The organism is Altericroceibacterium indicum (genome assembly GCF_009828105.1).
Lineage (GTDB): Bacteria > Pseudomonadota > Alphaproteobacteria > Sphingomonadales > Sphingomonadaceae > Altericroceibacterium > Altericroceibacterium indicum.
The window spans coordinates 337,455-353,793 of the sequence record NZ_WTYQ01000003.1 but is presented as its reverse complement, the minus strand read 5'-3'; the positions used below and the strand labels follow the sequence as shown (position 1 = coordinate 353,793).

The window sequence follows — 16,339 nt, the reverse complement described above, 5'->3', positions numbered from 1 at the left end:
TATCGAATTTACCGATGCCGGGCAGAACTGTTCCTGAACAAGAGCGATCCTGCGCCAAAGAATCTGCGTTTACGAGGTGATAGCTTACCGGTTTTCATCACGCGCTGGCGGAACAGCTTTGCCCCCACTTTGATAAACACCGCGACGCAGGTGATTTGCCAGGCCAGTGCAGCGATATGGGGCCATAAATGCCCATCCGTTGCTGCCCGCGCCAGCATGGTGAAAGGGGATGACAGCGGGAAAATGATCGCCAGCCATTCCAGCGCGCTTCCAGCTTTGTCACTTGCCTGACTGGCCAGAAAGAACACCAGAACCTGAAACATCGTGACCGGCATGGACAGAGTCTGAACTTCACGCACGGTGCTGGCGAGTGATCCTATTGCAAGGAAGATTGATCCAAGCAGCAGGTAGCCCATCGCGAAATATATGGTGCCCAGAAGGAGAAAGACCGGCCAGCCGACGGCAGGTGTGGGAATGTCAGATGGAGAGATTCCGGCAATACCGATACCGAGTATGGCCACACTTCCCCAGACGGTAATCCCTAAAACCGATATTCCGAGCATCGCAAAGAGTTTGCCAAGAAACACTGCGTCAATCGGGATGGCAGCAGCCAGAATCTCAATGATCTTATTGCCTTTCTCCTCTACGAGATTGGAAAGCACCATGCCCGCCAGCAGCATGATCAGGAGGAACATGATGGCTTGCGCGCCCTTGGCAGTGATCGCGCGCCCGCGTTTTTGGCTGAGGCTGCTTGAGGCGAGATGTTGTTCAGCAACATGCGGGATGGCCAGAGAGTTTCCAGACATTGCCGCAGCGCATATGAGCCCTACGACCCCATGCCATTGTTGAAGCCGTTCTGATGTGGCGGTTAGCACTGGCTTTTCAGTGCTTCCGGAAAGGACGGCGGCAAATTGCCGCTTATCCGTGGCCAAAAAATGGACCGGATCGAAAGGGGGCTCCATCGAGCTTGCAGGCAAGGATTCCAGCTTGGGTAAATCCCGGGCAATCACAGGTTCCAGATTCTTGCGTGCAGCCAGAATGTGCGCCGTATCCTGAGCGCTCATCGCAATGGCAATGGTTTCCGGGCCATCCGAATTGGCAATATTGCCACCAATGCCCCCTGCCAGAACCCCGATCGCCAGCGGAAAGAGGGGCCCCAGCAGAAAAAAGAGAAAGGCGCGGCTGAACAGAATCGCGGTGAAATCTCGCCGGGCAATGACCAAAGCGGCTTGCCAGATTGAGAGGCGACCTAAGGACGTGCCGCTTTCACTCATTCATCCATCTCCACAGCCGTGTCACTTTTGAGCTGCGATGCGGCTGTCTCTCCAGCAATGGCGACAAAGGCATCGTGGAGCCCGGCGCGTTCAATGGAGAGGGAAAGAATCCCTGCATCGCCTTCAATCAGTGCGCGCAATAAGGGTTCAACCCCATTATCAGGCAGGGGGAAGGTCCAGACATTGCCTTCCTTCTGCGTGTTAGCTGGCAGTGCTGCCTGCCATGGCCCGTCCGTATTGCGGGTTTCCAGGCGAACCTGTGCCGGAATACGATCACGCGCTGTATCGACATTCCCGGCATAGGGCACCTTGCCTCCGGCGATGATGGCAATGTTTTCACACAATCGTTCGGCATGGGAAATGACATGGGTAGAAAAGATCACTGTGGTGCCCTTATCCGCCAGTGACCGGATCAGAATTTCCAGCTTTCCTTGGTTAAGCGCATCAAGACCCGAAAAAGGTTCATCCAGCACGACCAGTCGCGGATTATGCACCAGCGTGCCCAATAGTTGAACTGTTTGCGCCATGCCTTTCGAAAGCTGCCGGATCTGCCGTTCCATGGCATGTTCCAAGCCGTTTTCTTCCAGCATGATCCGGGCGCGGCGGCGACCCTCAGCGATGGGAAGCCCGCGCAATGCTCCCATAAATGCAATCGCTTCATAGGCTTTCATGGAAGGATAAAGGCCGCGTTCTTCCGGCAGATAACCGATGACTTTGGCGATATCTTGTGGCCGGCTGTGCCCTAGAATACGTCTTTCGCCTTCATCGGGTTCGATGATGCCAAGCAACATGCGCAAGGTGGTGGTTTTGCCCGCGCCATTAGGGCCTAGAACGCCGTATATTGCCCCTTCAGGAACGAAGAGATCAACCCCGTCTACGGCCAGCGTCCCATCAAAGCGTTTGACAAGGCCACGCGCCTCAATCGCCAGCCCATGCGAGGAAATGCCGGCTCCGATGGCTGAATCGGGCAAATGCTTCATATCGTTTGGATACTATCAGCCTGAGCAATCAGGCAAGCGATTTGCTCAGGCTGATAGTATCCCGTAAAGTAGCCCGCGTCTTACAGCAGGTCCTTAAGCGGTATTTCCGTATCCATCAGGGTATCCGGGCTGACCGGAATACGTGCTTCGATCAGCTTTCGGCCTTGCACATAATCCTTGGTATTATTGACCGCATCCACGGCGATAACCCGCCCATCGCGTAAATAAAGCACCGAGAATTTGCGACTGTCAGGATCACCGCGCAGCACTGTCGTGTCATGATCGAAACTGAGGCCCGCGGTTTGCAATTTCAGATCATATTGATTGGACCAGAACCACGGCAGAGCGTTGTAGCTCTCAGAGTTGCCGCAAATATCCTTGGCGGCCGTAGTGGCCATATCATTGGCATTCTGGACGGATTCCAACCGGATCACTGCGCCATTAGCGTAAGGGTTACCGTGCGCTGCACAATCTCCAATGGCATAAACGTCAGGCAGGCTGGTGCGGCAATATTCATCCACATCAACGCCATTGGCGCCTGCTGCACCGGCTGCGATCAGCGGCCCTACGGCGGGCACAATGCCGATACCGACAATGACCATATCGCACGGCAACACACTGCCATCGTGCATTTTGACGCCTGTGACCTTCTCTCCATCGCCTTCAAGGCAATCAACCTTGGCTTCGAGATGAATATCGACTCCGTGTTCACGATGTTCTTTTTCATAGAAGCGGGACAGGTCTTCGCCGGCCACGCGGGCAAGCAGTCTGTCCTGCGCTTCCAGCAAGGTGACAGAGCAACCAAGCTTGGTCATCACTGCCGCCGCTTCAAGGCCGATATATCCGCCGCCGATAACGACGACCTTCTTCGCGCCTGCATCCAGCTCGGCCATGATCCGGTCCACATCCGGTCTGTTGCGGACAGAGTGAACCCCGGCAAGAGTCACCCCTGAACAGGATAATTGCCTTGCATCCCCCCCGGCAGACCAGATCAGTGAGCCATAGCGGACGGTTTCACCATCCGTCAGCTTCACTTCTCTGGCCCTTGGATCGATATCCGTAACAGCCGTGCCAAGCCGGAGATCAATGTTCTTATCGGCCCAGAATTTCTCCGGACGAATCATGATCCGTTCAAAAGGTTTGTCTCTGGCGAGATATTCCTTGGACAAAGGAGGCCGCTCATAGGGCAGGTGAGATTCCCGCCCAATTAAGAGGATACGGCCTTCAAAGCCCTGTTGTCTGAGAGCGATGGCGGCTTGTGCGCCGCCATGCCCTGCACCTGCGATAGCCACATCAGTTTCGATCATAGATGAGTGCTTGCTAAGAATATGGGGTCAGGTCAAGCGTATCAACGCTGCAAAATATTGCGGGCCTGCGTTGCAATTTGCGCCAACATGGACGGGGCAATGGATGCCGAACTCTGCGCCCTGGCAATGACATGGCGGAAACGCTTGAGCGCAGCCTCATGATTATCGACCCATTGGGCGATGGCGGTATCGGCTGTTGCCTGCAGGTCATGCCGCTTGGCAAAGCTGCGTAGGAAATCCAGCCGCATCTGCTGGAAATCACGCGCAAGCCCGGCAACCAGCAAGCGTTCCCATGGATCGGACGGGTTCATGACCGCTGCGCGCGATTGTGCCCAGTCTATGCCCATCTGATGGCCCAGATCGACAAAGGCATCGGCAAGGCAGGTGACGCTTACCCCTGTATCCATTGCAAGGCTCGACAGGCCGATTGCCCCATCGATCTTGAACAGCCGCGCGACATCAAGCGCAAACCCTTCAGGTGCCCCGGCTTCGCGCATTTCATCAATCATCCGGCGGGCATGATCGCGGCCTTCAGATGCCAGCAAACCGTCCACTTCGCGGCGCAAAATGTCGATATCTGCCTGCAGGCTATCAACCAGCGGCCCAACGGCAATGTTGCCGCCCGTTACCCGCAACAAGTCCGCCATATGGCTGCGTAATGCCTGAGCGCTCCAATCGAACAGCATGAGCCGCGCACTTTCGGGCATGTCTGCCTTTTCCAGTGCGGACCAGCTCTCTTCCATCTTGAGGAGGCGAGCTGAGGCGCAGAAGGCTGCGGCAACCTGATCGAGGCTTGCGCCTTCTTCTTCTGCCAGTTCAAACGGGTGAACCGGCCCCATACGGTTGATAATCTGATTGGCAATGATCGTTGCCACGATTTCCTTGCGCAACGGGTGGTCGAGGATTTGCTGGCGGTAGGTTTCGCGCATTTCTTGCGGGAAATCTGCCAGAAGCAGAGGAATCAGGGCGTCATCACGGCCCAATTCACATTCTTCAATCGCTGCCTGCATCACCAGCTTGGAATTTGACAGCAAGATCGCGAGTTCAGGGCGAGTCAGCCCGTGACCATCACCGGCCCGGCGCGAAAGAGCATCATTGTCAGCCAGCCCTTCGGTTTTACGGTCGAGTTCGCCAACCTCCTCCAGTGTGTCGATCAGGCTGGTGAGTGCCGGAACAGCTTTTGCACCGCCGATTTCCGCGATGGACAAGGCCAGCGCCTGCAAGCGGTTATCTTCCAGCACAAGATCGGAAACCTCGTCGGTCATACTGGCGAGGAGAACATTGCGCTTGTCCTTGTCGAGCATGCCCGAACGCACGGCTGCGGCCAGTGCGATCTTGATGTTTACTTCATTGTCCGAGCAATCAACCCCGGCAGAATTGTCGATGAAATCGGTATTGATCCGGCCGCCATTCAGCGCAAATTCGATACGCCCGGCCTGGGTAACGCCCAGATTGGCACCCTCACCAATCACTTTAACCTGCATGTCTTGCGCGTCGACACGCAGGGAATCATTGGTGGGGTCACCAACCTGCACGTTGTTTTCCCGCTCGGCCTTGATGTAAGTTCCGATGCCGCCAAACCACAAGAGATCGACCTGCGACTTCAGAATGGTGGAAATCAGGGTGTCCGGATCGAGTTCGGTTTCTTCCGTGCCGAGCATCGCACGCACTTCTTCGGACAGCGGAATACGCTTCATGCTGCGCGGGAAGATCCCGCCGCCTTTAGACAGCAATTCCTTGCTATAATCCGCCCAGCTTGACCGGGGCAGATCGAACAGGCGCTTGCGTTCATTCCAGCTTTTCGCCGGATCGGGATCGGGATCGAGGAAGATGTGGCGATGGTCGAAGGCGGCAACCAGCTTGATCGCTTTGGAAAGCAACATGCCATTGCCGAACACATCGCCTGACATATCGCCGCAGCCGATCACACGGACCGAATCGGTCTGCACGTCGACACCCATTTCAAGGAAGTGGCGCTGCACCGAAATCCATGCACCCTTGGCGGTGATGCCCATGGCCTTGTGGTCATAGCCATGCGAGCCGCCACTGGCGAAGGCATCATCGAGCCAGAAATCGCGCGATTCTGCAATGCCATTGGCAACATCGGAAAATCGCGCCGTGCCCTTGTCTGCGGCCACCACGAAATAGGGATCTTCCCCATCGTGAATCACAACATCATCAGGATGAGTGACCGCTTCGCCTACGATATTATCCGTTATGGAAAGCAGTGTGCGAATGAAAATTTCGTAGCTTGCCTGGCCTTCGGCTGCCCAACCTTCCCGGTCTGTTGCTGGATCAGGCAATTGCTTGGGGTAAAACCCGCCCTTCGCGCCGGTTGGCACGATGACAGCATTTTTCACCCGTTGCGCTTTCATCAGGCCGAGCACTTCGGTGCGGAAATCATCGCGACGATCAGACCAGCGAAGACCGCCACGGGCCACGGCGCCTGCGCGCAAATGGATACCCTCCACCCGGCGTGAATAGACGAAGATTTCGCGCCATGGCACCGGCTTGGGCAGACCTGGCACTTCAGCGGAATCGAATTTGAAGGCCAAAGCTTCCTGCGCTGCCAGAGCGAAGGCATTGGTGCGCAGGCTGGCATGAATGCAGGCCCAGTAAAGGCGCAGCAAACGGTCATCATTGATTGCAGCCACATTGGCTAAGCCTGCACGAATGGCCGTATCTGCCTCTTCTGCTGCTGTTGCACGATCACCATCAAAGGCGGGATCATGCCGGGTGCGAAACAGTGTGATGAGGGCACGGGTGACATCTGGCGCGCCACGCAGCGCATCCACAACCGTATAAATTGTAAAGCTCACGCCGCATTGGCGCAGATAGCGATAGAAGGCGCGAAGCCAGTTCACTTCTTCTGCGGCCAGCGCAGTGCCCACCACGAGGCGGTTGAACACGTCATTTTCCGCAAGATTGTTGAGCACAGCGGTGATCGCAGTTTCGATCTCCTCTGCTCGCTCCATCAATTGATCCGCTTTATCGCCTGCTAACAGGCCAAGCTTGAAATCGTGAACCGTGCCGATTTTGCCGTTGTCGAGTTCCGTGGGAATTTCCGCCAGCACGCGAAAACCGAAGTTTTCCAATGCAGGCACCGCGTCAGAAAGCGGCAGCCAGCCACCGAGTTGATAGACTTTCAGACGCAGATCGCATTCCGCGTCCCCAGCCATCCGATAGAGCCGTGCATCGCGGCCTTCTGGATTATTGTCTTCACCACTGGTGAGGCGGCGGACACGTTCAATATCCTGTGCTGCTTCCCGTGCGCCGTAGTCGGTCCGATAGGATGGTGGGAAGGCATCAGCGTAGCGGGTGGCGAGGGCTGCGGCCCGGCCGGGTTCTTCATTGTCCGCCAGTTCATGCTCGACAGCTTCGGTCCAGCCGCGCAACATTTCCACCAGCCGCGCGTTGACGGCGGCTTCATCAGGTGTGTTCAGGTGGCCCCGGAAATCGAGAACATAACGCAGCATGACCAGATTGCCGCCTTCGACAGCAAGGCTCCAGTCAAGAATCGAAGCACCGGTTTCTTCCTCCAGCATATGTCCGATCTGCTGGCGCATCGAAGTGGACAGCATATCGCGCGGGAACCAGACGAAACCGAACAGATGGCGCTGCAATGGAGCGGTGACCAGCGCTAGGCGCGGGCGTGGGCGGTCAGACAGGCTCATCATCAGCGTGGCAATGCGGGCGATGTCATCATCCGAAAAGCCAATGATAATATCGTGCGGCAGGGTGGTCAGCGCATGAGTCAGCGATTTGGCGTCATGGCTGGCCTCTTGCAGGTGCAGCTTATCCATAATCGCAGCAAATTGCTGGCGCAGGCGCGGCACTTCATTGGGCGGGGTTGCAAGTGCTGAACTGGTCCATACCCCGGCATGGATAGAAATGGCTGTGACCTTGCCGTCTTCCATCACGGGCATGACAAACAGATCAAGCGGTATGCGGCGATGAACGTGGGAGACGCGGTTGGCCTTCACGATCAGGGGCAGACGGTCTTGATGACTATCCGATTTGCCAAAATGGCCATCAAACCATGCAAAGGCCGTGTCCCATGCCTTATCTGATAGCAGGTCCTTCGCACTTTCCCGGCAGATCCCGAGATTAACCACCTGCTCGCCCGCGCGGTTGCGGGTGATGTGGCCAAGATGAGTCATCATGCCATCACCAAGCCAGCGCAGCAGGGCCGCGCCTTCGCTATCTTGCAACTGGTCCGCATCTTCCTGAAGCCGGGTTCTCATTTCCGGCCAGTCCGCCACTGCGGCACGAACATCGGCTAGCGTGACTTCCAATGCGTTAAATAATTCGCGCCGCTGTCTGGCATCCAGCCGGCCCGTTTCGAGATAGATCATCGATTCCTGATCAGAGCCGGTCTCGCTACCATGCTCCGCAATGCCGGTGAGGCGCCCTTGATCGTCGCGTTCCACAGATACGATAGGATGAACCAGCCGATCAATCTGGACATCGAACTCCGCCACGGTTGCAGCGATGGAATCGACCAGAAAAGGCATGTCCTTATTGATGCAGGCGATACGCAGGAACCGGCGCGGGCCGGTGGTAGAGCGGATCAGGATCGTAGGCGTGCCGCTCTTGCGGGTTTCAGCCGCTTCGAGAATGAACGCTGCAGCCTTGTGAAGGTCATTTTCAGCAAGGCCTTTTTCATCGGGCAGGAGAGATGCTTCGATCCTCCTTACAAGCTGCTGGGTCAGTTCCTGTTGCGCTTGCGAATCGTTACCGATGATCTCTTCTGCCATATGCTCTGTCCTTCTCCAGTCCTTAAAGGACTAATCCGGGCCATGCCCGCCTGTTCCAGCAAGCTTATTTTGCAAATGAATGATTCTTTTGCTGGACTTTCTGATTATTGTTTTAGGCTTCCGGTGAAGAGTTTCAATCCAGCTTAGTGCGGATTTTCTCGATCATGCCATAGCCTGCTTGATGAGGCGAAGAGAGTTCTCCCGCGCAGCAGGGTCGAAGGTTGCCCCGGACAGGATGATTTCATCTGCGCCAGTGCGTTCGACAAAGCGGGAAATTTTCTGCCGCACAGTATCAGGAGAGCCTACGGCCCGGGCCACGTCCATCCGCTCCAGCATGGCCTGCCCCGTGATGGGCAGGCTGTCGCGATAGCCGGAGATGGGGGGCGGCAATTTCCCCGGATCACCAGTGCGCAGGCGAATGAAGGACTGATCCTGCGATGTGGCGAGATCCAGCGCTTCCTGATCGCTATCGGCCGCAATCGCGGTCATCGCGGCCATGGCGTGCGGCTTGTCGAGTGCTTCGGAAGGTTCGAACCGTTCGCGATAAATCCGCAAGGCTTCATCAAGATGATCCGGCGCGAAATGGCTGGCGAAAGCATAGGGCATTCCGAGCTTCGCCGCGAGCTGTGCACCAAACAGGCTGGAGCCGAGAATCCACATTTCCACATTCGCGCCATAGCCGGGAGTGGCCTTGATCGGCAGGTCAATGTCACCTGTCAGAAGGGCGCGAAGTTCCACCACATCGCTGGGGAAAGCCTCCGCCGATGCGTGCAAATCCTTGCGTAATGCTTGTGCGATGCGCCCGCCGGCACCCGGTGCGCGGCCCAACCCCAAGTCGATCCGGCCTGGAAACAAGGCTTCCAACGCGCCGAATTGCTCTGCGATCACGAAAGGGTTGTGATTGGGGAGCATGATACCCCCTGCGCCAATGCGGATCGTGCTGGTGCAATGGCCGATATGCGCAAGTGCAACAGAGGTTGCGCCTCCGGCAATGCCTTCCGTGGCATGATGCTCGGCCACCCAGAAGCGTTTGTAGCCAGCATCTTCAGCCACTTTGGCCAGTTTGCCCGATGCTTCATAAGCCTGCGAGACGGTGCCGCCTTCGCGGATGGGAATGAGATCTAGGACGGAAAGTGGGATCATGGTTGATCCTCCTGTTTCAATTGCGCCAGATAGGCTTTGGCGTTGGTGGCTTCCGCGCTGTCAGATGCGGCCATATCGATCACTGCGTGCCAGTTTTTGCGGGCGGTATCGTCATCGCCTGCCAGCGCGGCGATCACCCCGGCTTCCAATGCAATGGCTGGGTCATGCGGAGCGAGGCCGCCAGCGGTGCGGATATGTTCAGCCGCTTCAGCAAGCTTGCCTTCGCGCCTCTCCAGTGTGGCGAGCAGCAGCCAGCCCGTTGGGTTCTGGGGGGCGTCGGTGATAGCCTTGTTCAAGGCCGTTTCTGCGTCGCTATCACGGTTGAGCTGGACCAATGCGCGGGCGCGATCGGCGGAAAGCGTGCCTGCCAGAACCGTGTCCCCCGCCTTCTCTGCATCGCCAATCGCGAGGTCGAACGCGTTAAGCGCTTCTTGGGCGTGGCTAGCAGCCATGGCCGCATTGCCGGCCATTCCGGCCAACCTTGCGCGATTCACATGATCATCATCAAGCTTGAAGTTGCGTGCAGCGAGGAAGGCATTTTCTGCTGCATCCCAGCGGAGCAGGCTGACATAGGCCATGCCGAGGCATTGCTGCGGGAAACTCCGCTCAGCCCCGGTCACTTCGGCCAACCAGGTGGATGCGTTGACAATAGCTGTGGCCGGGTCCCGGCGCGAATTATCAAGACATACGCTGAGCCTGTCCTGTTCAATGGTTGGCTTGGCCTGAATCCGGCGGCGCATTGGGGGAAGAGTGGTGTCATCCCGCCCAATATCCTGGGGCAGAGGGGCAGAGGATGAACCGGGCACGCCGCCGGCAGTGGATTGCAGCAGCAGTAGCGGGGCAAGCATGGCGAGGGGGAGTGAAATGGACATAGGGGGAGGGCCTGTTCAATCGAGAGTCTGCACCACCTGCAGCAGCAATGCGATGTCGCTATCGCGGGACAGGCGGTGATCGCCACCCTTGACCAGAATCACCTGCACATCCTCTGAACGCAGCTTTTCCGCCAGATCGAGCGATATGCGCGGCGGGACTTCGCCATCAGCGCGGCTATGCAGCAGGCGCACCGGGCAGGTGACAGGAATCTCGCCATCCAATTGTTTGTTGGCTTCACCGTCGGCCCAGAATTTCGCATGGGTGGGGGTGGGTTCCGGGCCATAGGGATTATGGCGCAGCAATGTCTCACCAGCGGCCAATTGGCGGCGTTCTTCCTCATCATAGCCCCAATGCGTGAAATCGGGTGCTGCGGCGATGCCGACCATCGCATGAAGCCGATCGTCCAGCGCACGGCCTACCATCACCATCAGCCATCCGCCCATGGAAGAACCCACCAGCAAAACCGGATGCGACACATAAGCCGCGATCAGCGCCAGCACTTCATCGCGCCACACAGACAGCGCGCCATCAGCAAAATCGCCTGAACTCTGCCCGCATCCTGAATAATCGAGCAGCAGCGCCTCGCGTCCTTGCTCCTGCGCCCAGGCAAACAGCGTAGTCGCCTTGGTGCCATCCATATCGGACATATAACCCGGCAAAAACACCAAAGCGGGGCCCGTGCCAGCCGTGTGACGAAAAGCGATGCGGCGCCCATCGGGCATATCGTGAAAGTGTATCTCGGCCATGCACAGCAGATGGGGGCTGACTGTTGGGACAACAAGGCGTTGCGGAACACACTTGACCGTCCTTATCTAGCGCTCCTGCTGCTCAAGTCTGGATGATGCCATGGGATTGTCTGTGAATTCGCGGTGAGTGGTCCTGGCGGGGTGCTGCTTCGCATTGGGCGCATCGCCGATCGGTGACGCCAAACAGCCTATGGTAAAGGCTAGTGACTCCTTGGCAAAGCGTTGCTAGAGCGTGGGCCATGGCTCAGATGCTGACTATCACGACCACTACCACCTTCACCGGTTCCCCGGGGGAGCGGTCGGTCGCGATCTAGTCGCTGCCATCACTGCCCGGGTTCGGGCGGTATGGCGTCACTTCCCGAAACCGGTTGAATGAGCAGAACGCCACATCTTCCGATGCGCGCGCGCCTGTGCCATTGGGATGCACCAGATTTTGGCGCGCAACAGATTAAGAGACGGGTTCGATGACCGAAGTAATGAAAATCAGCCTCCCCGATGGCTCCACGCGGGATATGCCGGAAGGCTCCTGCCCGGCAGATGTGGCAGCAGCCATCGGGCCGGGCCTTGCCAAGGCAGCGCTGGCCGCACGGGTCAATGGTGAAGTGCGCGATCTCAACCGCCCATTTGATGGCGATGCGGAACTGGCGCTGATTACCGCCAAGGATGAAGCAGAAGCGCTGGAACTGGCGCGGCATGATTATGCCCATGTGCTTGCCGAAGCGGTGCAGTCGCTTTGGCCAGATACGCAAGTGACCTTTGGCCCGGCGACCGATGATGGCTTCTATTACGATTTCGCCCCCGGCAAGCGTGGCCCTTTCACCGAAGAAGATCTTCCCGTCATTGAAGAGAGGATGCGGGACATCATCAAGGCGGATAAGCCTCTGGTGCGCGAGGAATGGACGCGTGACCAACTGATCACATGGTTCAAGGATCATGGGGAAAGCTTCAAGGCCGAATGGGCGGCGGAATTGCCCGAAGGCGATGCGCTTACTGTCTATCATTCTGGCAAGGACTGGCTCGATCTATGCCGTGGCCCGCATCTGGCCTCGACTGGCAAGCTCGATCCCAAGGCTTTCAAGCTGACGCGCGTGTCCGGCGCCTATTGGCGCGGTGACCAGAAGAACGCGATGCTGAGCCGTATTTACGGCACTGGTTGGCTCAACAAGAAGCAACTCAATGAACATCTTGTGCGGCTGGAGGAAGCTGCCAAGCGCGATCATCGCAAGCTCGGTGCGGAGATGGATTTGTTCCACCTTCAGGCCGAAGCCCATGGCAGCGTGTTCTGGCATCCCAAAGGCTATATCGTCTGGCGGGAACTGGAAGCCTATATGCGCCGTGCGATCGACGGTGCCGGCTACCGCGAAGTGAAAACGCCGCAGGTGATGGATGCTCGCCAGTGGGAACAGTCCGGCCATTGGGGCAAATATCGCGAAAATATGTTCGTGATTCCCGATGAAGTGCCGAATACAGAAGATGAAGGCCCGATCGTTTCGGACGATGCGGACTGGATGGCGCTGAAGCCGATGAACTGCCCGGCGCATGTGTTGATCTTCAAGCAGGGCATCAAATCCTACCGCGATCTGCCGCTGCGCCTGTATGAAAATGGCTGCTGCCATCGCAACGAACCGCATGGCGCGTTGCATGGGCTGATGCGGGTGCGCCAGTTCACGCAGGACGATGCGCATATTTTCTGCCGCGAAGATCAGATTGTCGATGAAGTGCGCAAATTCTGCGCGTTGGCGGACCGGATCTACAAGGATCTGGGCTTTGGCAATTATTCGATCAAGCTGGCGCTGCGCCCTGAAAAGCGCTTCGGCACGGACGAAATGTGGGATCAGGCCGAAGAGGAATTGCGCAATGCGGTTGAGGAAGCGGGCCTTGCAACCGAAGCATATGGCTGGGAAGAATTGCCCGGTGAAGGGGCTTTCTATGCGCCCAAGCTCGAATGGCATCTAACCGATGCGATTGGCCGGACATGGCAGGTCGGCACGATCCAGTCCGACCGCGTGCTGCCTGAACGGCTTGATGCAAGCTATGTCGGTGAAGATGGTGATCGCCACCGCCCGGTCATGCTGCATCGTGCGATCTTTGGCTCATATGAACGCTTCATCGGCATGTTGATCGAACATTTTGCCGGCAAATTGCCGCTGTGGCTCGCCCCGGTGCAGGCTGTCGTGGCAACGATCGTTTCCGATGCGGATGATTATGGCCGTGAAGTGGAAGCCAAGCTGAAAGCGGCTGGGATCCGCGTCGAGACTGACTTCCGCAATGAGAAGATCAATTACAAGGTGCGTGACCATTCGGTGAAGAAGGTGCCGCATCTGCTGGTGCTCGGCATGCGTGAAGCAGAAGAACGCACGGTGGCCATGCGCACGCTGGGCGAGAAAGAACAGAAGTTCATCTCGCTCGACGAAGCGATTGCTTTCCTCAAGGAAAACGCAACCGCGCCTGACTTGCGTTAAAGCCCGTCGTTACATGAATGAAATAGAATGCCATCCCGGAGCAATCCGGGGTGGCATTTTTATGCGTGTGCTGAAGGCATTTGCTGGCTGGAACAATGGAAGCTCCCGCCACCTGCCAGCACGGCATCGGCCAGAACGCCTACAACGGCCCGGTCGGGGAAGAGTTCGGCAATAGCGGCCACGCCCGCCTCGTCATGCTGCGTGCCATACGTTGGCACCACCACCAGATGCGTTGTGATGACGAAATTCATATAGCTTGCCGGTTCAATATGATCCCCGGAATCCACCAGACCCGGTGAAGGCACATTGCGAACAGTGAGACCAAAGGCTTCCGCCCGTGCTTTGGCGTCCGCATAGATGGCGGCATTGGGATCATCCGGTCCGGTGGCTTCTGGCACTGCCAGCACGCCGGGGGCCACAAAGCGCGCCAGATTATCGACATGGCCATCGGTGTGATCGTTGATGAGGCCATCACCCAGCCATAAAACCCGGTCAAAGCCAAGATCGCGGCGGAGCCGTGTTTCAATATCCCCGCGCGAAAGATGCGGGTTGCGATTGGGGTTGAGCAACACCTGCTCGGTCACGGCCACAAGGCCGGTGCCATCGGTATCAATCGCACCGCCTTCGAGAATCCAGTCTGCCGTTGATATGGGAAGGCTCGCTTCAGCAGCGAGGTCCGCCCCGATAGTCTGATCGCCATCCATCAGAAATTTGCCGCCCCAGCCATTAAAGCCAAAGCGTTGGGCATGGGCTGTCCCGTCCGCACCCAATGTTACCAAAGGTCCGGTGTCGCGCAGCCATACATCACCATAATGATGACGCACCAGCTTCACCGATCCATTGGTGAGGGAGTGCGCGCGGGCTTCATTAGCCGCATCGCGCACCACCAAACGCACCTCCTGCCCGCTTTCAGCCACAACATTGGCAAAAGCTGCCATTTGTTCCTGTGCACGAACAAGAAAGCCCGGCCATTCCTCCTCATCATGGGGAAAGCCGATCCACAGCCAATCCTGCGGATGCCATTCGGGCGGGAGGCGCTGTGTCATCAGTTTAGCAGCCCTTATCCGAGGCAGCGCAACTGTCATCACGGGTCTTGCGGAACTCGTCACCCTCGTTCCAATTGGGCCAGCTTGTGCTGTCAGCCAGCATCCGGCTCAAAGTGTAGAACAGTTGGAGGTCCTTGGCGACGCCGCTCCAATCCCAATTGGGATCATATTCATCGTCCGGCCCATGATAACGGTTCTTGGTGTAATCGTCATTATAGGCTTTGCCCGCCTTGGTGCCGCCGTTGACGAGATCAATCCCGCCATCGATGTAGAACATCGGCACGCCGCGTTTGGCGAAGCTGAAGTGATCCGAACGATAATAATAGCCGTTTTGCGGTTCGCTGTCTGGGGTGGCCACGCGGCCTTCCTTTTTCAGGGCTGCATCAAGGAAAGCATCAAGCTGGCTCTTTCCGCCACCCATCACCGTGACATCCTTGGCTTCACCTGCCATCGACAGGGCATCCATGTTTACACCGCCAACGGTCTGGCTCAGCGGGAAGACCGGATTGGCACCATAATATTCGGAACCCAGCAGGCCGGATTCCTCACCCGTTACTGCCAGGTAGACCAGTGTGCGCTTGGCCGGGCCAGCTTTCACATTTGCTTCCGCCAGCGCGACGAGAGCCGCAGTGCCAGTGGCATTGTCCACCGCGCCATTGCAGATGTCATCGCCTTCGGCATTGGCTTTGCAATGGCCGAGGTGATCCCAATGGGCGGAATTGAGGACATATTCATCCGGCTTTTCGCTGCCGGGAAGAATGCCAATAACATTCTTGGACGCGAATTTGCGGACCTTATTGTCAAACTGGGTAGACACTTTCGCGCCCAGTAGGACCGCTTTGAAGCCCTTGGTTTTGGCTTCCTGCATCAGCTTGGTGAGATCATGCCCGGTAGCGGCCATGATTTTTTTGGCCACATCCTGCTGGACCCAACCATTTACCTGCGTCTGATCCGCACCGCCATCTTTGCGCTGGGCATAGGCTTGCGGGCCTGACCACGAACTTTCGACCACATTCCAGCCATAGGCAGCCGGAACCGTATCATGGATGATGATTGCGCCAGCAGCACCCTGACGGGCGGCTTCTTCATATTTATAGGTCCAGCGGCCATAATAGGTCATCGCCCGGCCGTTGAAATCGCCATCCTGCGTGGATTTTTCCCAATCGGGATCATTGATGAGAATGACGGCTGTCTTCCCCTTCATGTCCACGCCGGCATAGTCATTCCAGCCCTTTTCCGGGGCATTGATACCATAGCCAACAAAGACCAGTTCACTGTCTTTCAGATCAGTGGATTTCTCTTCACGATAGGTCGTGCCGACCCAATCCTTGCCATAGGTGAAGGAAAGAGGCTCTTTGCCGCCCGTGATGGTCAGTGGCTTGAAGTTTTCCGAGGTGATTTCCACCAGCGGAACATCCTGAAACCAACTGCCATTGTTGCCCGGCTGGAGGCCGACGCGCTTGAACTGTTCTACCAGATAAGCGAGGGTTTTCTTTTCCCCTTCCGTGCCGGGCGCACGGCCTTCGAATTCATCAGAAGACAACGTCTTGGTGACTTCCTTCATCGTCTCGATGGAAATGTCACCGGGTTTAACGTCGGGAATAGACAGGTCGGTGGAGGCGTCCGTCGATGCGTCTTTTGTCCCGCCGGAGCAAGCGGCAAGCGCAAGTGATGCGGCCGCGATGCTGGCAAATTTGAACATTCTAATCCCCCTTTTGGGCATTGCGATGCGGCCTTGTGGCAAAGCATGG

The 16,339-nt window shown here is 57.2% G+C and carries 10 protein-coding genes; 1 reads left to right on the top strand and 9 read right to left on the bottom strand.

Annotated features, from left to right (window positions below; all coding sequences use genetic code 11):
• Nucleotides 1-8: 8 nt before the first annotated feature.
• From GRI39_RS10025 to GRI39_RS09995, 7 genes are all read right to left on the bottom strand, one after another.
• The gene (locus tag GRI39_RS10025) at nucleotides 9-1,274 is read right to left on the bottom strand and encodes an ABC transporter permease (protein WP_160739557.1); all 1,266 of its coding nucleotides are present in this window, start codon (nucleotides 1,272-1,274) and stop codon (nucleotides 9-11) included.
• The gene (locus GRI39_RS10020) at nucleotides 1,271-2,254 is read right to left on the bottom strand and encodes an ABC transporter ATP-binding protein (protein ID WP_160739556.1); all 984 of its coding nucleotides are present in this window, start codon (nucleotides 2,252-2,254) and stop codon (nucleotides 1,271-1,273) included. Before GRI39_RS10020 ends, GRI39_RS10025 begins: the two co-directional genes overlap by 4 nt.
• 80 nt (nucleotides 2,255-2,334) lie before the next feature.
• Complete coding sequence (locus GRI39_RS10015; RefSeq protein ID WP_160739555.1) at nucleotides 2,335-3,561, bottom strand: NAD(P)/FAD-dependent oxidoreductase; 1,227 nt, start codon at nucleotides 3,559-3,561, stop codon at nucleotides 2,335-2,337.
• A gap of 41 nt (nucleotides 3,562-3,602) precedes the next feature.
• On the bottom strand, nucleotides 3,603-8,318 hold the full coding sequence (locus tag GRI39_RS10010) for an NAD-glutamate dehydrogenase (protein WP_160739554.1): 4,716 nt from the start codon (nucleotides 8,316-8,318) through the stop codon (nucleotides 3,603-3,605).
• 162 nt (nucleotides 8,319-8,480) lie between these two features.
• Nucleotides 8,481-9,461, bottom strand: a complete 981-nt coding sequence (locus GRI39_RS10005) for an LLM class flavin-dependent oxidoreductase (RefSeq protein WP_160739553.1) — start codon at nucleotides 9,459-9,461, stop codon at nucleotides 8,481-8,483.
• Complete coding sequence (locus GRI39_RS10000) at nucleotides 9,458-10,333, bottom strand: tetratricopeptide repeat protein (protein WP_160739552.1); 876 nt, start codon at nucleotides 10,331-10,333, stop codon at nucleotides 9,458-9,460. Before GRI39_RS10000 ends, GRI39_RS10005 begins: the two co-directional genes overlap by 4 nt.
• A gap of 15 nt (nucleotides 10,334-10,348) precedes the next feature.
• The gene (locus GRI39_RS09995; RefSeq protein WP_160739551.1) at nucleotides 10,349-11,080 is read right to left on the bottom strand and encodes an alpha/beta fold hydrolase; all 732 of its coding nucleotides are present in this window, start codon (nucleotides 11,078-11,080) and stop codon (nucleotides 10,349-10,351) included.
• Between the two features lie 464 nt (nucleotides 11,081-11,544).
• Here GRI39_RS09995 and thrS point away from each other — a divergent pair, with 464 nt between their 5' ends.
• The gene (gene thrS / locus GRI39_RS09990; protein ID WP_160739550.1) at nucleotides 11,545-13,542 is read left to right on the top strand and encodes a threonine--tRNA ligase; all 1,998 of its coding nucleotides are present in this window, start codon (nucleotides 11,545-11,547) and stop codon (nucleotides 13,540-13,542) included.
• 59 nt (nucleotides 13,543-13,601) lie between these two features.
• Here the strand turns inward: thrS and GRI39_RS09985 are convergent, their stop codons facing one another.
• On the bottom strand, nucleotides 13,602-14,588 hold the full coding sequence (locus GRI39_RS09985) for an agmatine deiminase family protein (protein ID WP_160739549.1): 987 nt from the start codon (nucleotides 14,586-14,588) through the stop codon (nucleotides 13,602-13,604).
• A 4-nt stretch (nucleotides 14,589-14,592) separates the two neighbouring features.
• Nucleotides 14,593-16,290, bottom strand: a complete 1,698-nt coding sequence (locus GRI39_RS09980; RefSeq protein ID WP_160739548.1) for a M28 family metallopeptidase — start codon at nucleotides 16,288-16,290, stop codon at nucleotides 14,593-14,595.
• Between the last annotated feature and the right edge of the window lie 49 nt (nucleotides 16,291-16,339).